This is a genomic window from Flavobacterium sp. RNTU_13, assembly GCF_046614455.1.
In the GTDB taxonomy this organism is placed as follows: Bacteria; Bacteroidota; Bacteroidia; order Flavobacteriales; family Flavobacteriaceae; genus Flavobacterium.
The window spans coordinates 145,669-164,267 of the sequence record NZ_JBKJHB010000005.1 but is presented as its reverse complement, the minus strand read 5'-3'; the positions used below and the strand labels follow the sequence as shown (position 1 = coordinate 164,267).

16 protein-coding genes are annotated in these 18,599 nt (G+C 42.9%); 14 read left to right on the top strand and 2 right to left on the bottom strand.

Annotated features, from left to right (window positions below):
- Positions 1 to 4: 4 nt before the first annotated feature.
- The 8 genes from ACLI08_RS12850 (at position 5) to ACLI08_RS12815 (ending at position 7,349) form a co-directional block, all read left to right on the top strand.
- On the top strand, positions 5 to 1,384 hold the full coding sequence (locus ACLI08_RS12850) for a sigma-54-dependent transcriptional regulator (RefSeq protein WP_411428898.1): 1,380 nt from the start codon (positions 5 to 7) through the stop codon (positions 1,382 to 1,384).
- A 75-nt stretch (positions 1,385 to 1,459) separates the two neighbouring features.
- On the top strand, positions 1,460 to 2,395 hold the full coding sequence (locus tag ACLI08_RS12845; protein ID WP_411428897.1) for a ring-cleaving dioxygenase: 936 nt from the start codon (positions 1,460 to 1,462) through the stop codon (positions 2,393 to 2,395).
- 1 nt (position 2,396) lies between these two features.
- The gene (locus ACLI08_RS12840; protein WP_411428896.1) at positions 2,397 to 2,702 is read left to right on the top strand and encodes a GNAT family N-acetyltransferase; all 306 of its coding nucleotides are present in this window, start codon (positions 2,397 to 2,399) and stop codon (positions 2,700 to 2,702) included.
- Positions 2,695 to 3,303 carry an alpha/beta hydrolase gene (locus ACLI08_RS12835; protein ID WP_411428895.1) on the top strand — a complete coding sequence of 203 codons (609 nt, stop codon included), beginning with the start codon at positions 2,695 to 2,697 and terminating at the stop codon, positions 3,301 to 3,303. Before ACLI08_RS12840 ends, ACLI08_RS12835 begins: the two co-directional genes overlap by 8 nt.
- 90 nt (positions 3,304 to 3,393) lie before the next feature.
- Positions 3,394 to 4,986 carry a sigma-54 interaction domain-containing protein gene (locus ACLI08_RS12830; RefSeq protein ID WP_411428894.1) on the top strand — a complete coding sequence of 531 codons (1,593 nt, stop codon included), beginning with the start codon at positions 3,394 to 3,396 and terminating at the stop codon, positions 4,984 to 4,986.
- A gap of 169 nt (positions 4,987 to 5,155) precedes the next feature.
- On the top strand, positions 5,156 to 6,211 hold the full coding sequence (locus ACLI08_RS12825; RefSeq protein ID WP_411428893.1) for an alpha/beta hydrolase: 1,056 nt from the start codon (positions 5,156 to 5,158) through the stop codon (positions 6,209 to 6,211).
- A 67-nt stretch (positions 6,212 to 6,278) separates the two neighbouring features.
- Positions 6,279 to 6,587, top strand: a complete 309-nt coding sequence (locus ACLI08_RS12820; protein WP_411428892.1) for a phosphoribosylpyrophosphate synthetase — start codon at positions 6,279 to 6,281, stop codon at positions 6,585 to 6,587.
- A gap of 78 nt (positions 6,588 to 6,665) precedes the next feature.
- Positions 6,666 to 7,349, top strand: coding sequence for a DUF1345 domain-containing protein (locus ACLI08_RS12815; RefSeq protein WP_411428891.1), 684 nt, complete (start codon positions 6,666 to 6,668; stop codon positions 7,347 to 7,349).
- A 23-nt stretch (positions 7,350 to 7,372) separates the two neighbouring features.
- On the opposite strand, the gene ACLI08_RS12810 is transcribed toward ACLI08_RS12815, so the two are convergent.
- The gene (locus ACLI08_RS12810; protein WP_411428890.1) at positions 7,373 to 9,064 is read right to left on the bottom strand and encodes a pseudouridine synthase; all 1,692 of its coding nucleotides are present in this window, start codon (positions 9,062 to 9,064) and stop codon (positions 7,373 to 7,375) included.
- A gap of 193 nt (positions 9,065 to 9,257) precedes the next feature.
- Between ACLI08_RS12810 and ACLI08_RS12805 the strand changes: the two genes are divergently transcribed.
- From ACLI08_RS12805 to ACLI08_RS12785, 5 genes are all read left to right on the top strand, one after another.
- On the top strand, positions 9,258 to 9,824 hold the full coding sequence (locus ACLI08_RS12805; RefSeq protein ID WP_411428889.1) for a DUF6642 family protein: 567 nt from the start codon (positions 9,258 to 9,260) through the stop codon (positions 9,822 to 9,824).
- Between the two features lie 162 nt (positions 9,825 to 9,986).
- On the top strand, positions 9,987 to 10,424 hold the full coding sequence (locus ACLI08_RS12800) for a hypothetical protein (protein WP_411428888.1): 438 nt from the start codon (positions 9,987 to 9,989) through the stop codon (positions 10,422 to 10,424).
- A 191-nt stretch (positions 10,425 to 10,615) separates the two neighbouring features.
- Positions 10,616 to 11,701, top strand: coding sequence for an efflux RND transporter periplasmic adaptor subunit (locus ACLI08_RS12795; RefSeq protein WP_411428887.1), 1,086 nt, complete (start codon positions 10,616 to 10,618; stop codon positions 11,699 to 11,701).
- Positions 11,702 to 11,727: 26 nt separating this feature from the next.
- On the top strand, positions 11,728 to 14,919 hold the full coding sequence (locus ACLI08_RS12790) for an efflux RND transporter permease subunit (protein WP_411428886.1): 3,192 nt from the start codon (positions 11,728 to 11,730) through the stop codon (positions 14,917 to 14,919).
- Positions 14,920 to 14,921: 2 nt separating this feature from the next.
- Positions 14,922 to 16,358 (top strand): TolC family protein, encoded by a 1,437-nt coding sequence (locus ACLI08_RS12785; protein ID WP_411428885.1) that lies wholly within the window; start codon positions 14,922 to 14,924, stop codon positions 16,356 to 16,358.
- 101 nt (positions 16,359 to 16,459) lie between these two features.
- On the opposite strand, the gene ACLI08_RS12780 is transcribed toward ACLI08_RS12785, so the two are convergent.
- Entirely contained in the window at positions 16,460 to 17,353 is an 894-nt protein-coding gene (locus ACLI08_RS12780; RefSeq protein WP_411428884.1) for a winged helix-turn-helix domain-containing protein, read from the bottom strand.
- Positions 17,354 to 17,455: 102 nt separating this feature from the next.
- Between ACLI08_RS12780 and ACLI08_RS12775 the strand changes: the two genes are divergently transcribed.
- Positions 17,456 to 18,523, top strand: coding sequence for a WD40/YVTN/BNR-like repeat-containing protein (locus tag ACLI08_RS12775; protein ID WP_411428883.1), 1,068 nt, complete (start codon positions 17,456 to 17,458; stop codon positions 18,521 to 18,523).
- Positions 18,524 to 18,599: the final 76 nt, after the last annotated feature.

Here is an 18,599-nt window from a genome sequence, read left to right as displayed (position 1 = left end):
CAAAATGGAATACAAAGAAAAAATACTGATCGTTGAAGATGAGTTTATTGTAGCAAACGATTTAAAGATGATCCTTAAAAAGGCCGGATATGACGTGGTGGGCATTGCTGCCTCTGCCGAACAGGCAAGACAGCTTGTAGCAACGAAAAAACCCGACTGGGCACTGCTGGATATTATGCTTAAAGGCACAGAAACAGGCATAGACCTGGCACACGACATAAAAAAGCAGGGGCTGCCTTTTCTTTTTATTTCTGCCAATACAAACCAGGCTACACTGGAAGCTGTAAAAGAAACCGAACCGTATGGTTTTATGGTAAAGCCGTTTAGGGAAAAGGATTTGCTTGTAATGCTGGATATAGCCAAGTATAAGTTTGCGCTTCAGCAAAAAAACAATACACCGCAAACGGGCGTAGACTGTCAAAACACCGCTTTTAACGGCATTGTGGGTAAAAGCAAGGCGCTTACCGATGTGCTGCAAAAAATAGGTCTTGTAGCCCCTACTGATACGTCGGTACTGGTGTTAGGAGAAAGCGGTACCGGTAAGGAACGTATTGCGCAGAGCGTGCACGAAAACTCACCCCGAAAAAACAAACCGCTGGTTGTGGTAAACTGCGCCGCGCTACCGCTTTCGCTTGTAGAATCAGAGCTGTTTGGGTACGAAAAAGGAGCTTTTACAGGAGCTAACAGCAAGCGTATCGGTAAATTTGAGCAGGCAAATGGTGGTACACTGTTTTTAGACGAAATAGGCGAACTGCCACTTGATGCCCAGGTAAAGCTGCTGCGTGTACTACAGGAAAAGGAAATAGAACGCATAGGCGGAGAAGAATCGGTAAAAGTAGATGTGCGTATTGTAGCTGCCACTAACCGTATTTTGGAGCACGAAGTGGCCGAAGGACGTTTCAGGCTCGATCTTTATTACAGGCTGAATGTGTTTCCTGTACAGCTGCCCCCTCTTAGGGAACGCAAAGAAGACGTGGAGGTGCTGGCATTGCATTTTATACACAAGTACGCCTCACTGGCACGAAAAAATGTAACAGGCGTTACACCGCTCGCGCTAAAACAGTTAACCGACTATTCATGGCCGGGAAATATACGCGAGCTGGAACACCTTATAGAGCGCAGTGTACTGCTTTGCCCCGGTACAGAGATAGAACAATTTAACCTTAACATACCAACGGCTCCTGTCGCCGTTAGCGAAAAAGAAACGCCAAGTGGCGCTTTGCTTTCACTTGAAGACATGGAACGCGAACACATAATGGCAGCACTAAAAATGTGTGGCGGAAAAGTGTTTGGCGCAGGCGGTGCTGCCGAAATGCTTAAAATAGCTCCGGCTACTTTATATGCCAAAATGAAAAAACTGGGTATAAAGCAGGAATACTTTTAACAGAAAATCTATTGGTTCCAAAAAATGCGGAACATTAACTCCGGCATAAAAGCCGGTTAACTAAAACAATTCATCATGAAAAATAAAATCCAAGGGCTGCACCACATTACAGCCATAGCAGGCAACGCTAAACAAAACCACGATTTTTACACTAAAGTACTTGGTCAAAGGTTGGTTAAAAAAACCGTAAACTTTGACGATCCCGGAACCTATCACTTCTACTACGGCAACGAACAGGGTACGCCCGGCACGCTGCTTACGTTTTTCCCTTGGGAAGGCATCGGTAAAGGTTCGGCCGGTAACGGTATGGCTACAGATATTAGCTACAGCGTACCTGCCGGTAGCCTAGATTTTTGGGAACAACGTTTTAAGGAACATAATGTTAGCTTTGGAGCACGCGAGGAGCGCTTTGGCGAAACGTATCTTCCGTTTACAGACCCTGATGGCTTACAACTGAGCTTTGTAACACCCGCCACACCAGACAACCGCGTTCCTTACACTACTGAAGAAATTGGTGCAAACGTGGCTGCCGTTGGTTTTCATAGCACCACACTTAGCCTGGATAAAATCGCGCCCACCGCTGCTATATTAACCGATATTTTTGGATACAGGTTACTTTCGCAGGAAGGGAACCGATACCGCTATGTAACCGACGAGGTAGAAACCGCTAATTATATAGACCTTCTTGAAATACCCGGTGGGAAACGCGGTTACAATGCCGGCGGCACTAACCACCATGTGGCGTTCAGGGTTACAGATGAAGAAAGCCAAATGGCACTAAGGGAACGTATTGTGGAAAAAAACCTTGGTATAACTCCAAAAATAGACCGTGATTACTTTTATTCGTTGTATTTTAGGGAACCGGGCGGGGTATTGTTTGAAATAGCTACAGATAATCCGGGCTTTACTGTAGATGAGCCGCTTAGTGAACTGGGTACACATCTTAAACTGCCTAAACAACACGAATACTTAAGGGAGCGCCTGGAGCAAACCCTGCCTAAAATAGACTAACATGGCCGAAATAAAACTGGAACTTGATGACCGCCTGCATGGGGCATTTAACCTGTACGAAGACGAAAGTAAAACAGGCGAAATGGTAGTATCTGTAAAAAACAATATACTAACCGTGTACCACACTGAGGTGGCTGAAGCCGCATCTGGTAAGGGATACGCCAAGGAGTTACTAAACGAAATGACAACCTACGCACGTGCCAATGGTTTTAAGGTGCGCCCACTGTGCCCTTATGTGCATGCGCAGTTTAAAAGGCATCCTGAAGAATACAATGATATTTGGCTAAAAACAGACGACAATGAATAATACAATAATAACAGGCTCACCACTTAACCAAGACAGCAAAGTACTGATTATGGTACACGGGCGTGGGGCTTCGGCACAGGATATTTTATCTGTAGCAAACTATTTGAATGTAGAGGGTTTTACGCTAATAGCACCACAGGCTGAAGGGCACACATGGTATCCGTTATCGTTTTTAGCACCCACAAAAAATAATGAGCCTCATCTTTCTGCGGCATTACAAACCCTGGATGAAACTGTTAAACACGTGTTGTCTGCCGGGGTTACTGTGGCTAACATTTATTTCCTGGGGTTTTCGCAGGGAGCCTGCCTTACCAGCGAATATACCACACGTAATGCCAAACGCTACGGCGGCATTGTTATGTATACCGGTGGACTTATAGGCGATGTAGTAAACACGGCTAACTACAAAGGGGACTTTGCAGGTACTCCTGTATTTATAGGCACCAGTAACCCTGATTTTCATGTACCGGTAACGCGGGTGGAAGAAACAGTAAAGGTTATGGAAAAAATGGGGGCAAACGTTACGCTGAAAATTTATGACGGTATGCCGCACACAATAAGCCAGGACGAAATAGACACTACAAATCAATTGATGTTTTAAACAAAACGTTATTTGGTTTACATTTACAAAAGAGAACTTTTCGGTTCTCTTTTGGTTTTATAATTTAACACTGATTAAAAACCTGCACTCATGCAACCACAAAAACCATCGGCAGCAGAGGCCCGTATGGCAGCCATGCAAGAACGAGAAAAGGAATTGCAACTGGTGCAATCCCTTTCCCAGGGGTTACTTTCTGTAAACAGCCGCCCCGATTTTTTGCGGTTTGCATCTGCAAACCTGCAAGAGCACATTGGCTATAGCCAAATGGTTATTTGTGTAACAGACCGCGCTGAAAAAGAGTACACGCCTTTAATCCACACTACCGATACGGCTAATACTGCATTAACAACCAGTAAAATCCCGGTTGCAGAAGGCTTTTTTGCAGATGCTATGTCTTCTGCCGATCCGCTAACACTGCCGTTATTCAACCTCAACGCTAAAAAACAACCGTTGCCCGGTTTTATTCAAAAAGCCATGAGCAATGGCATGCGTGAGGTGGTTGTTTTCCCACTACATCATCAGGAAAATAACCCGGCCGTAGCCTACCTGTTCTTTTCACGCCCCGGAATGTTTTCACGTCCTGCGCAACGGCTTCTCAGAAGCCTTAGCCTGCAGCTATCGCTAACCGTTTCGGGTATCATACGAAACCTTAACCAAGACGTAAACTCTTTGGGTACTGCTACTGACCAAATTGAAACAGAAAGCGCTCTTGGTATTACAAATGGTTTAATCATAGGAAACAGCCCAGCCATAAATGCCGTAAAGCAACTTATAAAAACCGTAGCCCCCACCACTACCGGTGTGCTGCTCCTTGGCGAAAGCGGCACCGGAAAAGAGGTAATTGCCGCTGCTATACATGAAGCTTCGGGCAGGCGTGGCAAAAAAATGATAAAAGTAAACTGTGCCGCTATACCCGAAAACCTGATTGAAAGTGAACTTTTTGGGCACGAAAAAGGAAGTTTTACAGGAGCAGTACAGCGTAAAATCGGCAAATTTAAGTTGGCCGACCAAAGCACGCTTTTTTTAGACGAAATCGGGGAATTACCCCTTGTGCTACAAACCAAGTTGCTACGTGTATTACAGGAAAGCGAATTTGAACCCATAGGCAGCAATACCACAATAAAGGTAAATGTGAGGGTTATAGCTGCAACAAACCGCAATCTGTTAAAGGAAGTTGCCGAAGGGCGTTTCCGTGCCGATTTATTTTACCGGCTAAACGTCTTCCCTATTAATCTTCCGGCATTGCGGGATCATAGGGAAGACATACCCGCCCTGGTAAATTATTTTATAAAAGAATACTGTACCAGAAACAAACGAAAGGCACTTACCATAGCTTCAAAAACACTGGAAACGATGCAGTTATATCCGTGGCCGGGAAATGTGCGTGAACTAAAACACTGCATAGAACGCAGTATATTACTGTGCGAAACAGGCACAATTACAGCAATTGATTTTCCTGAAATAAAAGCGCCAAACACCGATGACGAAACTTTAGAAATAAAGCCTTTGCACGAAATAGAACGCGCCTATATACTCAGGGCCATAAAAATATGTAATGGCCGCATCTCGGGGCCAAATGGGGCTGCCATACGTTTAGGGCTGCCACATACCACGCTTATTTCTCGTATGCAGAAACTCGGGATTTCTAAAACACACACATCAGGTAAAGATAAGACCAGTTAAAAAGCTCCTTCAGGGAGCTTTTATTTTTTAGCATACATAATATTTTACGACATTTCGTAAGCATACGCTTTCTTAACAAAGCATAAATTACTGAAATACAAGTATTTAATTAAAGGGTATTTATTTAGGAAAAGGTTATATACAATTATAATCCCTAAATCAAATAACAATGATTACTAAAGAAATTACCCTCAAAACTTTAATCATCGGTGTCGCAACACTTTTTGCCGGCACATTAGCCTCAGCGCAAACCGCAGTACCTGCTGCGCAAGATCCTAATATTAACAGGGAAACAAAAATATTCCTGAATGCGTTAAACAGTGGTGGCGGTAAGCCGCTTGAGCAGATGACACCACAAGAAGCACGCCTTGTGCTGGTAAATGCACAAAAGTCGGTAAGCTATGACTATGCTGATATTGAGGAATATGAAAAAACCATACAACAGGATGGGTACACTGTAAAATTGCACATTGTAAAACCGAAAGGCGCTAAGCCCGGCCTGCCTGTTTTTATGTTTTTTCACGGTGGCGGCTGGATCCTGGGCGACTACCCTACCCACAAAAGGCTGGTGCGCGACCTGGTAGTGAGCAGTGGTGCTGTAGCTGTATTCCCTGATTACACCCCATCGCCTGAGGCACGCTACCCGGTGGCAATAAATCAGGCCTATGCCGCTACCAAATGGGTAGCAGGCCATGGTAAAGAAATTGGCGTAGATGGCACAAGGCTTGCAGTAGCAGGTAACAGTGTGGGCGGAAATATGGCTGCAGTGGTAGCATTACTGGCTAAAGACAGGAAAGGCCCTAAGCTACGCTTTCAGTTATTACTTTGGCCGGTAACCGATGCTGATTTTACACGTACATCGTACACCACCTTTGCACAGGAGCGTTTCCTTACCACGCCTTTAATGAAATGGATGTGGGATAACTATACTACCGACCCGAAACAGCGCAGGGAAAAATATGCATCGCCACTGCAAGCGTCTTTAGAAGAGCTTAAGGGCTTACCCCCTGCCCTTGTTCAGGTGGCAGAAAACGACATATTGCATGACGAAGGTGTGGCGTATGCCCGTAAACTGGACGAAGCCGGTGTACCTACTACCATTACAGAGTACAAAGGGTTTATACACGACTACGGAATGCTAAACCCGTTAGCACACATACCTGCTGTGCAAACCGCTGTACAGCAAGCGGCATCGACCCTTAAAGTGGCTCTTTTTAAAAAATAACCGTTATTTTAAAACAACCTTTAGCCGGCTCTGCAACAGGGCCGGCTTTATTAAAAATTATACTACTATGAATACTGCTCAACCTTCTTTTGATACCGTAACCGAAGCGCTGCAATGGCTAAACACACAGGGCTTTACCCATGATTTAAACCTGGAGGCCGACTGCCTGAGTTTTGACAATGGCAAACAGACGCTTACCCCGGAAATGTTTACAGTAACCTATATGTTCCGTTTTGAAGGCGATACTGATCCCGGAGATGAGGAAATCGTATACGGAATAACTTCTGAAATACACGGGATTAGAGGTGTGCTTACCAGCGCTTTTGGCACCTATGCCGATACTGCCACCACAGAGATGATTAAGAAGTTACGATAAAGCACTGCGCCAATAGATACGGTTAACAACTTTTAATAGTATATTTTAGTACCTTGCAGCGTTCGTATCTTCTTATCTATGACAAAAAAAACCAGCGCAGTACGTTTTATAACCTCCACTTCCGGCTATCAGAAATTATTAATTGCACTTGCTGTAGCGGTATTGGTTTTTGGTATAACACAATTTACACCGCTTAGTGTTATTACCGGCATTTTAATGGGCTGGGATGCTTTTTCGCTGTCGATGATAGGCATGATGTGGACGCTGTTTTTTACAGCAAGTGCTACAGAACTTAAGGAAATTGTACAGAAACAGGACGAAGACATTAGTACCATATTTGCGGTGGTACTTACTTCGGTGTGTGTAAGCTTTTCCGGGGCGTTGCTGCTGGCGTTTAGTCCGGCAAGCCATAACACGGACGAGATATGCCGAACCATTGCCACCATTTTAGCCATAGCATCGTCATGGGGCTTACTGCATACCATATTTACAGTACGGTATGCGCACCTATTTTATGACGACAGTATTGAAAAACACAAAGACAGCGATAACGGTATTGATTTCCCCAATAACGAAATACCCGATTACGTAGACTTTGCTTACTTTTCATTTGTAATAGGCATGACGTTCCAGGTTTCAGATGTAACCATTTCGTCTAAAACCGTTCGCCGATACGCCTTGCTACACAGCCTTATATCGTTTATTTTTAATACGGTTATAGTAGCACTTACCGTAAATATAATAGCGGGGCTTAAAAAATAAAAGGAATCCGGGTAGCACTATTTTTAAAACGGTTCTGCCGCTTCAAAAACTACTTCTTTACCTGTTTCCGGATGTATAAATTTCAGGTACGCAGCATGTAGGTACAAGCGGTCTGAAGCAGACCCGTACAAATCATCGCCCTTTATAGGCGCATTTAACCCAAGCTTATGGGCAGCATGCATCCGTAGCTGATGGGTACGCCCTGTATGCGGCCAAAAATGGACTTTTACAGTGCCATCTGCATTACGGGCGATAACTTTATAGGTGGTGTGGGCGCGTTTGCCAAACTCAAAACACACCAGTTGGTACGGCCTGTTATCGATATCGCCGCGAAGCGGCAGGTTAATATCCCCCTCGTCTTCAGGCACATTACCCTGTAATAATGCGGCATAACGCTTGGTTACCGTACGTTTTAAAAACTGCTTTTGTATGTCTTTATGCGCTGCCTTTGTTTTTGCCACCACAAGCAGCCCCGAGGTAGCCATATCCAGCCGGTGAATAATCAGTGGCTCTATAGTTTTAAAAGCATATTTAAGGCGTGTGTAAACAGAATCAGATACAGCAATACCCGGGACCGATAGTAATTCATGCGGTTTGTTTACCACAATAAAATGATCATCTTCGTACACCACATCCAGTTGTTTACCTTCTCCCGGATTTAGTAAAAACGGATTCTCATCGGTGGTTATCCCTTCCAGCATGTGCTCTAAAATGGGCTTGCATTTACCTGTACATGCTGGGTAATATTGTCCGTGTTTGCGCACTTCAGATTTTGGAGGGGCTCCCCACCAAAATTCCGCCATAGCAAGCGGGGTAAAACCGTGCTGAAACGCGTATTGTAAAAGTTTGGGTGTAGCACACTCCCCGGCAGCGGCAGGCGGCTTACCAAAAACAGTATTGCTAAAAATATCATGCAGGCTTTTGTTTAATCCGTATTGGTTTAAAAACGCGTATTGTTCAAAAAGCTGTTGCTGCAAAGCTGCTGATTTCTCTTTACGCTCTTTTTTAAGCCGTTCTATTTCATTTGAATATAAATCAAGCTTTTCTTTTAGCAGCGCAATACGGGCATCCCAGGTTTGGATTAACACATTAAACCGGTGCTTATCGTGCAGGCTGTGTTTTATCATCAGTGCTTCAAATTCAGCATAGTCAGCCGGGCTAAGAACCGCTTTTTGGGCGGTGCGCTGCTGTTTCCGTTCACTTTTGTTTTGCTTCACATATTGTTTAAATACCTCTATTTCAGCAGCAGCATCAGTTTCCAGTTGCAGCAGCTCCTGCTTTAATGCAAGGTAGGCATCGTCCGTCTCAATTTGCTTTACCTTGTCGTTTATACTGTTTAAAATGTATTGTTCCTTCAGGAAAAAACTATTTTCTTCTAACATATCAAACACCGGAGGTACAAAGCGGTCGTGGTCGTTTGAGTTGGCCAATTTACCTGAAAAAGCCCACAAGTGGCCTACCCTTCCTAAGGTGTCTTTGACAACAAGAACGCCAAACATTTTCCCTATAGGCTGGCCTCCTTCCATATCATGGGTAAGACCGAAATTATGCCCTTCTACAGATGATGTGATGTATTCCTGCAAGGCACTTGCTGCCTTTACAGCAAGCGGATGCGGTTCGTAAAAAAACGGAAAGGTAAATCGCTCAGGCAGTGTATGGTGCTCTAAGTCGGCAGAGGAAAAGTAGTTTATACGGCTGTTAACAAGCGTATCCAAAGCAAGTATTTTTTTTGCAAAAGTACAACTTAATTATACCCTAAACAATCTTCTTACACCGCCATATAGTGCTAAAGTGTTAATTAAAAGGCGGCTTATGCATAGTGGATTTTATGGCATGTAGCTGATTACCTCTAACAATATTTTTTGATTGTAAACCCTTACCTTTGTAGCACAACACACGGATTGATTTATGGAGAACGAAAAGTTTATATTTTGCCTTGAGGCAGTTAAAGACATTACAAAAGAAACCATAACAGAGGTTTTTAATAATTTACAGCAACTGGCTGCCAGCCAGGGGATAGACAGTATTTACCAGACCTGCGACACTATTGAAGGTTTTGAAGACAGTATGAATGCCCTGTTGTATGACGACCATAACTTTAAAAGTTACGAAATTATTTACCTTGTAATGCCCGGCCAGGAAAACAGTATTTGTATAAACAACTATTATTATAGTATGGAAGAAATAGCTGAACTGCTGGATGGTAAAATGAAAGGCAAAATTGTACATTTTTCTAATGCCAAGGCACTGGACCTTACACCCGAAGAAGCGCAGTACTTTTTAGATGTAACACGTGCCAAAGCAATATCGGGTTATGGAGAAGCTTCTATAGCGAATAGCAGTAGCGGACTGGACAGGGTATTTTTTAGCCTGTTTGAAGACGAAGACGATGTGGAAGAAATCGTTGAAGAACTGCATAGAAAACATTATACCTTATGTAAACTCCTTGATTTTAGGATGTATTACAATCTTTAGCAATTCTTAAGAAATGCAATTATGCATTGGTACTATCTTTGAAAATTGAAAATGAAAATAAAATTGGCTGGCAATTAACAACAACTTTACCAAGGCAGCCTTTTAAGTTTTTAACCGTTTAGTTATTTAGTACAAACCCTGTTCTATACATTTGTACCGTAGATGAAAAAATTGTTTGTTAAAATATGTATTTGGCTGTTTATAGTTTTTACAGGCGCTACAGGTAAACTGAACGCTAGTGAGAGTGGTATGCATACCAAAACTTTTACGCAAACAAACTTTTCTGCAAATAACCAAAACTACAGCCTACCTGTTTTTGAATCAAGTTTTAAAACGGCTTTTAAACCTTCAGAAAAATCTATTGATAAAATAGACCCTACAGATACTGAAGACGAAGAAGACGAAACAGGATCTTACAAATCGCTATCGTTTAAGAAACTTGCCGGAATAAGCGGCTACTATATTCCTGCACACAATATACTTGTACCACAGTACAGTTTCAGTACACTGTTAAAAAACCAAAGCTTACACTACTGTAAGCTTTTGGTGTATATACCTGCCGGAAAACGCTACGTTCTTTTCCGTGTCTTCAGGATTTGATTTAAATCCATCTTAAATAACTGTTTATCAAAACAGTTATCATCATCCTTTTAGTATGTGTATTTTGTCGGTAACCAAAGTTTATACAGACTTACCCCTTATTACCGAAATCACCTTTTGAATTTACACAACACCATTTTAATATATCATTTTAAGAAAGTTGTACTTTTTTATTAAACAAGTAAGTAATTATGAGGAAATTCGTATTGCTGGCAGGCGTGTGTGCCCTGCTGCTTAGCACCAGCTGCCAAAAGAAAGAAGAAGAGAAAAAAGAGGAAACAAAGTTCCTTGCTACAAACCCTGTGCTTAAAGACACTACCATTACAAAAGACTATGTGGGCCAGGTACGTTCTATACGCCATATAGAACTGCGCGCACAGGAACACGGTTACGTAGAGAAAATATTTATAGATGAAGGCCAGCACGTAAAACAGGGCCAGCTGCTTTTCCAGATTATGCCAAACCTTTACAGAGCAGAAATGCAAAAAGCAGAAGCAGAAGCTAACTATGCTGAAATAGAATACAAAAACACTAAAAGGCTTGCCGAAACTAACGTTGTAGCTCCTAATGAGCTGGCAATGGCAAAAGCCAAATGGGACAAGGCTAAAGCGGAACTTGCCCTTACTAAAGTGCACCTGCAGTTTACAGAAATCAGGGCTCCTTTTGATGGTATTATAGACCGCTTCCACGTAAGGCTGGGCAGCCTTGTAGAAGAAGGTGACCTGCTGACAGAACTGTCTGACAATAGCCAGATGTGGGTGTACTTTAACGTACCTGAAGCAGAATACCTGGATTATAAAACCAGCCTGTATAACGATAAAAATAAAATTAAAGTAGGCCTTAAAATGGCTAACGGCAAAAATTTCAGCCACATGGGTGTGGTAGAAACAGTAGAAGCCGACTTTAATAACGAAACGGGTAACATTGCCTTTAGGGCCACCTACCCTAACCCTGAAGGGCTGCTTAGGCATGGTGAAACCGGCAACGTTACCGTAACACAGCCGTATAAAAACGCTATGATCATTCCTCAGAAGGCTACATTTGAGGTGCTTGAGAAAAAATATGTGTACGTTATTGATAAAAATAACGAAGTTAAATCAAGGGAAATCGCCATTGCTGCTGAGCTTCCGCACATATTTATTATAAGCAAAGGACTTTCTACAGGCGATAAGATACTTCTTGAAGGCCTTCGTCTTGTAAAAGAAAATGAGAAGATAGAGTACAAAACAGAGAATCCTGAGCATGTACTATCTCACCTTGAACTGTATGCCGAATAATCAGTACAACTAAAAAACAAAAAGGAATGTTTACTAAATTTATACAACGTCCTGTATTTGCAATCGTAATTTCTATTATGATTGTGTTTATGGGAGTGCTGGCAATTATTCAGTTGCCCACAGCACAGTTCCCCGAAATCGCACCTACTACGGTAAATATATTCATTGCCTACCCGGGTGCAAGTGCCGATGTACTTGTAAAATCTACCCTTATTACGCTTGAAAACTCTATAAACGGTGTTCAGGACATGAGGTATATGGCTACCGATGCTACAAGTGCCGGTGAAGCTACACTAAGGATTATTTTTGAACCGGGAACCGACCCTAACCAGGCGGTAATCAGGGTAAAAACAAGGGTAGACCAGGTAATGCCACTACTACCCGAACTGGTACAGCGCGAAGGGGTTGTAATTACCCCTATTCAGCCGAGTATGCTTATGTACGTAAACCTTTACGCCAAAGACAAAAGCATGGACGAAAAATTCCTGTATAACTACGCGAGCGTAAAGATGCTTCCGGAAATTAACAGGATTAAAGGTGTGGGCCGTAGCCAGATCTTGGGTTCTCGTACCTATGCTATGCGTATTTGGCTAAACCCGGAGCGTATGCGTGCGTACAACGTATCTGTAGACGAAGTTATGCAGGCTATGGGTGAGCAGAGTATTATAGGCCGCCCGGGACGTATTGGCCAGAGTTCGGGTATACAGGCACAATCGCTGGAATATGTACTTACCTACAAAGGGCAGTACAATGACCCAAAACAATATGAAAACGTAATTATACGTGCCAATGCCGATGGTGAGGCTATTCGCCTTAAAGACATAGGCCGTGCAGAGCTGGGTAGTGAGTTCTTCGATATCTACTCAAACCTCGACGGACACGCTTCTGCATCTATAGTACTTAAACAAAACTACGGTAGTAACGCTAACGAGGTTATAGAACGCGTTAAAGACAAACTTGCCGAAATGAAGGAATCATTCCCTCCTGGGCTTGATTATAAAATTAGCTATGACGTATCTAAGTTCCTTGATGCCTCTATAGAGCAGGTAATAGATACCCTAAGAGATGCGTTTATCCTTGTGGCGCTTGTAGTATTTGTATTCCTGGGCGACTGGAGGTCTACGCTTATCCCTATTCTTGCGGTACCGGTATCGCTTGTAGGTGCATTCTTTGTAATCCAGTTCTTTGGTATATCAATAAACCTTGTAACACTGTTTGCACTGGTACTTGCTATTGGTATTGTGGTAGACGACGCCATTGTAGTGGTAGAGGCCGTGCACGCCAAGTTTGAGGAGTACCCGCACATATCGCCATATAACGCCGTACGTATGGTACTTGGCGAAATCAGCGGCGCGATTATAGCTATTACAGCGGTAATGGTATCGGTATTTATCCCTATCTCGTTTATGAGTGGCCCTGTGGGTACCTTCTACAGGCAGTTCTCTATAACCATGGCCAGTTCTATTGTAATTTCGGCTATTATTGCACTTACGCTGACTCCGGTACTGTGTGCCATGCTGCTTAAAAACCACCACGGACACGAAAAGAAAAGCAACCTGTTTACCCGTGCGCTGGATAGCTTTAACCGTGGGTTCGACAAGCTGACAGGCAGTTATGTAGCCGTACTTAAGCGCATTGTAAGCCTTAGGACGTTTACATTTATAGTACTTATTGCATTTTGTGCCGGTACTTACTTTATAAACAAAGTACTTCCTGCCGGGTTTATACCGAGTGAAGACCAGGGTACCATATACGCCATTATACAAACACCTCCGGGATCTACGCTGGAAACTACAAACCAGGTATCGCAAAGGCTGCAAAAAATTTGTGAAGACATAGACGGTGTAGAATCAGTATCATCGCTTGCAGGTTACGAGATTATGACCGAAGGTCGTGGTAGTAACGCGGGTACCTGTCTTATCAACCTTAAACCATGGAGCGAAAGGAAACATAAGGTAACAGAGATCATGGAAGAACTGGAAGAAAAATCAAAAGGCCTTGGGGCTAAGATTGAGTTCTTTGAACCACCGGCCATACCAGGTTTCGGTTCATCAGGTGGTTTCTCTATGCGTCTACTCGATAAAAATACCACTACAGACTATCAGGACTTTGATAAGATTAATAAAAGTTTTATGGAAGAACTGGGCAAACGTAAGGAGCTAACCGGTTTGTTTACCTTCTTTGCTGCTAACTACCCTCAGTACGAACTTGTAATAGATAACAACCTTGCTATGCAAAAAGGCGTTTCTGTAGGTAAAGCCATGGAAAACCTAAACATATTAATTGGTAGTACCTACGAGCAGGGCTTTATCAAGTTTAACCGTTTCTTTAAAGTGTACGTGCAGTCAGACCCTAAATTCAGGAGACTGCCTACAGACATCCTTAACCTTTTTGTGAAAAACGAAAAAGGCGAAATGGTACCGTACTCAGCGTTTATGACACTTAAAAAAGGACAGGGCCCTAACGAGATTACACGTTACAACATGTACAATTCTGCCGCTATACAGGGCTTACCTGCCAGCGGTTACACTACAGCCGATGCTATTGCTGCCGTACGCGAAGTAGCTAAGAAACTTCCTAAAGGGTACGACATTGCATGGGAAGGCCTTTCTTATGACGAGTCTAACCGTGGTAATGAGTCACTTTACATCTTCGGTATTGTACTTGCGTTTGTATACTTTGTACTTGCAGCTCAGTACGAGAGCTTTATCATTCCGCTTGCTGTAGTATTCTCACTTCCTGTAGGTATATTCGGTTCGTTCTTTATGCTAAAAATGATGGGGCTGGAGAACAACATTTATGCACAGATTGGACTCATCATGCTTGTGGGTCTGCTTGGTAAAAACGCGGTACTTATCGTGGAATTTGCCGTACAGAAACGACAGGAAGGCCTGAGTATTTTTGACGCCGCTATTGAAGGTGCCAAGGTACGTTTCCGCCCTATCCTTATGACCTCGTTTGCCTTCATTGCAGGTCTTATCCCACTTATCGTAGCCAGCGGTGCAGGTGCCATAGGTAACCACACACTGGGTTCGGCTGCACTTGGTGGTATGTTCTTCGGTACGGTATTCGGGGTACTTATAGTACCGGGCTTGTACTTTATATTTGGTAAGCTTGCCGATGGCAGGAAACTGATTAAGTACGAAGACGAAAATCCGCTTTCAGAGCACCTTGCACATGCCATTGATGATTTTAAACAAGTAGATGAAACCGAATAACCATGCAAAAGAAAATCATATATAAAAGCCTTGCCGCAACAGTAGTTGCGGCAACCTTTACCGCCTGTAGCCTCCCTGGGGTGGTACAGCGCGCAGAAAATAAAAATACACCTGCACAGTACGCTGCCGGTGCTGTAACAGACACTACCAGCACTGCTGCTACTAAATGGAAGGAATATTTTGCAGATGCTAACCTGCAGGAGCTGATTAACACTGCCCTGACCAACAATCAGGAGCTGAACATTACCCTACAGGAAATAGAAGTAGCCAAGAGCGAAATCCGTGCACGTAAGGGGGAATATCTTCCGTTTGTAAGCCTTGGTGCAAGTGCCGATGTTACAAAGGCATCGCGCAATACTACACAGGGAACGCTGGAACATAATCTGGAAATCGTACCGGGTAAGGAAAACCCTGAACCACTGCCAAACTATATGGCCGGCCTGCGTGCCAACTGGGAGATAGACGTTTGGAAAAAACTGCGCAATGCCAAAAAATCGGCTGTAAACCGCTACCTGGCTTCTGTTGAAGGTAAAAACTTTATGGTTACTAACCTGGTTGCTGAAATTGCCAACTCGTACTACGAGCTGCTTGCCCTTGACAACCAACTGGAACTGGTAAATCAAAACATCCAGATTCAGACAAATGCGCTGGAAATTGTAAAAGTACAGAAGGAAGCCGCACGTGTAACAGAACTTGCTGTAAAACGTTTCCAGGCTCAGGTACTTAATACACAGAGCCTTCAGTACGAAATAAAACAGAAAATTGTAGAAACCGAAAACCGCATTAATTTCCTTGTGGGCCGTTTTCCTCAAACTGTAAAAAGAAGTTCGGGCACTTTTGCATCACTTAACCCTAATATGGTTAAATCAGGCATACCGTCTCAACTACTTGCTAACCGCCCTGACATTAAACAGGCTGAGTACGAACTGGAAGCAGCGAAACTTGATATTAAAGTGGCTAAGGCACGATTTTATCCTCAGCTTGGGATCTCTGCCGGTTTAGGTTACCAGGCGTTTAACGCCAGCTATTTGGTAAAGCCGGAGTCGCTTATATACACCCTTGCCGGAGACCTTGCCGCACCGCTTGTTAACCGTAACGCCATTAAGGCTGCGTACATAACAGCTAATGCCAAACAGGTACAGGCAGCTTATAACTACGAACAAAAAATACTTAATGCCTACATAGAGGTAGCAAACCAGCTAAGCAAAATAAGCAACCTGGACAACAGCTACAAACTTAAATCGCAGGAAGTAGACGCCCTAACCCAGTCGATAAACATTTCTAACGACTTGTTTAAATCGGCTCGTGCCGACTACATGGAGGTTTTAATGACACAGCGCGACGCACTGGAGTCTAAGTTTGACCTTATAGAAACCAAGATGCAGCAAATGAATGCAATGGTTAATGTATACCGCGCGCTGGGTGGCGGATGGAAATAGCACACACACCACTTATTACTTACTTTAGGAAGGCCCCGGATGTATATCCGGGGTTTTCTGTTTTATAAATGTATTGGTGTAAACAAAACCTGGGCTTTACGCTATTGTTGCGTATTTATTTCCAATTTGTAACCCTTACCACGCACCGCTACAATACTAATGTTAGGATCTAGTTCCAGTTTTTTCCTGAGTTTAGAGATAAACATATCCAGGCTTCGGCCCACAATAACCCCTTCATCTTCCCAGATTTCCTTTTGCAGCCTGCTGCGGGCTATGGTTTCGTTAGGCGATACCGCAAATATAAGCAGCAAACGCGTTTCCGTCGCGGTAAGGTCTGTATCTGTCTCATGTATTGTCAGCTTCTTATTTTTGGCATCAAACAGTACAGCGCCTAGCGATATCAATCCGGTATCATCGTCAGATGTACTAGATTTTTTTGGTTTAAAAGACGTAAAAGCCATAAACCCAAAAACGGCTAAAAATGGCAAACAGGCTATCCAGTATATATTTTTAGAAGCAATAACGGCTGGCTTAAATTTGATATTAATGTAGTAACATGCTTTGGGCTGTTTTCGCCCCTTACAAGGTACAATGTTATCCTTTATGCTTTCAGATATACTATACCCATACACCATGCGCGAATTATTACAGTTATAAACACTAACGATATAATCCTGCGCAAATGCTTCTTTAACCAATAAGCGCCTGGTGGTGGCTACTAATAATTCAGGCTGAAAACTAAAATTATTCTCAAATTTTATCTCGTATTCGTTTTCAGAAATCTTTTCTACAGGTAGTACTCTTGATGTGCTGTCTCCTGATTGCAACAGAAGTTCATGCCCCAACCGTCGTAGTAACACTTCTCGTTTCGCTGTTATAAAATCATCGTCATCACCCAAATTGTACGCTACACAAACCCCAGAGATGCATACTATTACTAACAGAGTAAGCAGTGTTTTACGTTTTTTATAGGGTATATTTTGGTTAGTAAACATGCTGTTCGTGTTTTATTTACAAAGTTTACATTTTAATTTACAATCTAAACACCTCAGGCAGTAAAATAACAGAGTAGCTTCGTGGAATCAATTTTAAAAAACATGAAAAATAGAAAATTTACGCAACTCCTTTTATTAAGTGCTAGCGTTTTATTGCTGCTGTTCCTGCAAAGTTCTTTTGCCAAAATAAACAAAACAGACCAAAAAGGTGCAAACCACAAATCGTTTGTGAAAACTGCACCTCAGTTTGCATTAAGCAATGCAAATAAAAACACCAAGGCGCATAAAAACCTGATTTTAAAATCTACAGACGGCGGAACAACCTGGCAGGACATTAGTAACACCGCACCTGTGATGGACCAATCTGCATTATACTATGCGGGAGCAACAGGATTTTACGTGCAGGCAAAAAATGCGCTATACTCTACCAATGATTATAGCCAAAAAATGGCATGGACAAAAGAAAACATACCGGGTTTTGTAAACCAACAACCTATCCCCCCAACCATGATTGCCTTTAATAATTCGGGTACTGTAGCCTTTAATTATGATGGTAGTATGTACACCAAACAAAACGGAACTAACAATTGGCGACCCTTATACGCCAATTTTAAACGAAACGCACTCCGCAATGTTTTTGAAACTTCAGGCGGGGTGGTTTTCCTTAGTTATGATAACGGGCTTTACAGGTCTACTGACAAGGGTAAAAGCTGGCAACAAGTAGAAAAAGGCAGGGTAATAAACATTGCCGAATCAGGCGGAGTGCTTATTGCAACCGGTAGTGATGGCATTATACGCTCTACAGATAATGGTAAGAGCTGGAACCTGATAATAAATGATGGCGGCGCCGGAATAGATGTAGCGCCGTATACCGGAGGATTTTTAGCCATTTCTTATGATACTGCAGCAAATAGCAGAAGGATCAGGATTTCTAAAGACTATGGCGAAACTTGGCAACTAATAGACAAAGGCCTTAACCCTTCTCCGCACATTAAATCTATTATACAGATAGGAAACTATTTAATATGCGGGCATCCTGACGGCGTACTACGATCTGCAGACGAAGGCAAAACGTGGGAACTTATTTACCCCGGTATTGCAGAAAAAGTTTTTAGCGTGTACAGTTCGGGCACTGTTTTATACGCAGTAGCAGGGATACCGGGTTGCTAAACAATATGCAACCATAGCTCAAAAAAAAATTTTTAGGTTATAGAGGAGTTTAAAACAATTATACATACCTGTGTAA

Coding starts and splice junctions, on each gene's coding strand:
- ACLI08_RS12850 (WP_411428898.1), top strand. CDS start 5: ATGGAATACAAAGAAAAAATACTGATCGTTGAAGATGAGTTTATTGTA.
- ACLI08_RS12845 (WP_411428897.1), top strand. CDS start 1,460: ATGAAAAATAAAATCCAAGGGCTGCACCACATTACAGCCATAGCAGGC.
- ACLI08_RS12840 (WP_411428896.1), top strand. CDS start 2,397: ATGGCCGAAATAAAACTGGAACTTGATGACCGCCTGCATGGGGCATTT.
- ACLI08_RS12835 (WP_411428895.1), top strand. CDS start 2,695: ATGAATAATACAATAATAACAGGCTCACCACTTAACCAAGACAGCAAA.
- ACLI08_RS12830 (WP_411428894.1), top strand. CDS start 3,394: ATGCAACCACAAAAACCATCGGCAGCAGAGGCCCGTATGGCAGCCATG.
- ACLI08_RS12825 (WP_411428893.1), top strand. CDS start 5,156: ATGATTACTAAAGAAATTACCCTCAAAACTTTAATCATCGGTGTCGCA.
- ACLI08_RS12820 (WP_411428892.1), top strand. CDS start 6,279: ATGAATACTGCTCAACCTTCTTTTGATACCGTAACCGAAGCGCTGCAA.
- ACLI08_RS12815 (WP_411428891.1), top strand. CDS start 6,666: ATGACAAAAAAAACCAGCGCAGTACGTTTTATAACCTCCACTTCCGGC.
- ACLI08_RS12805 (WP_411428889.1), top strand. CDS start 9,258: ATGGAGAACGAAAAGTTTATATTTTGCCTTGAGGCAGTTAAAGACATT.
- ACLI08_RS12800 (WP_411428888.1), top strand. CDS start 9,987: ATGAAAAAATTGTTTGTTAAAATATGTATTTGGCTGTTTATAGTTTTT.
- ACLI08_RS12795 (WP_411428887.1), top strand. CDS start 10,616: ATGAGGAAATTCGTATTGCTGGCAGGCGTGTGTGCCCTGCTGCTTAGC.
- ACLI08_RS12790 (WP_411428886.1), top strand. CDS start 11,728: ATGTTTACTAAATTTATACAACGTCCTGTATTTGCAATCGTAATTTCT.
- ACLI08_RS12785 (WP_411428885.1), top strand. CDS start 14,922: ATGCAAAAGAAAATCATATATAAAAGCCTTGCCGCAACAGTAGTTGCG.
- ACLI08_RS12780 (WP_411428884.1), bottom strand. CDS start 17,353: ATGTTTACTAACCAAAATATACCCTATAAAAAACGTAAAACACTGCTT.
- ACLI08_RS12775 (WP_411428883.1), top strand. CDS start 17,456: ATGAAAAATAGAAAATTTACGCAACTCCTTTTATTAAGTGCTAGCGTT.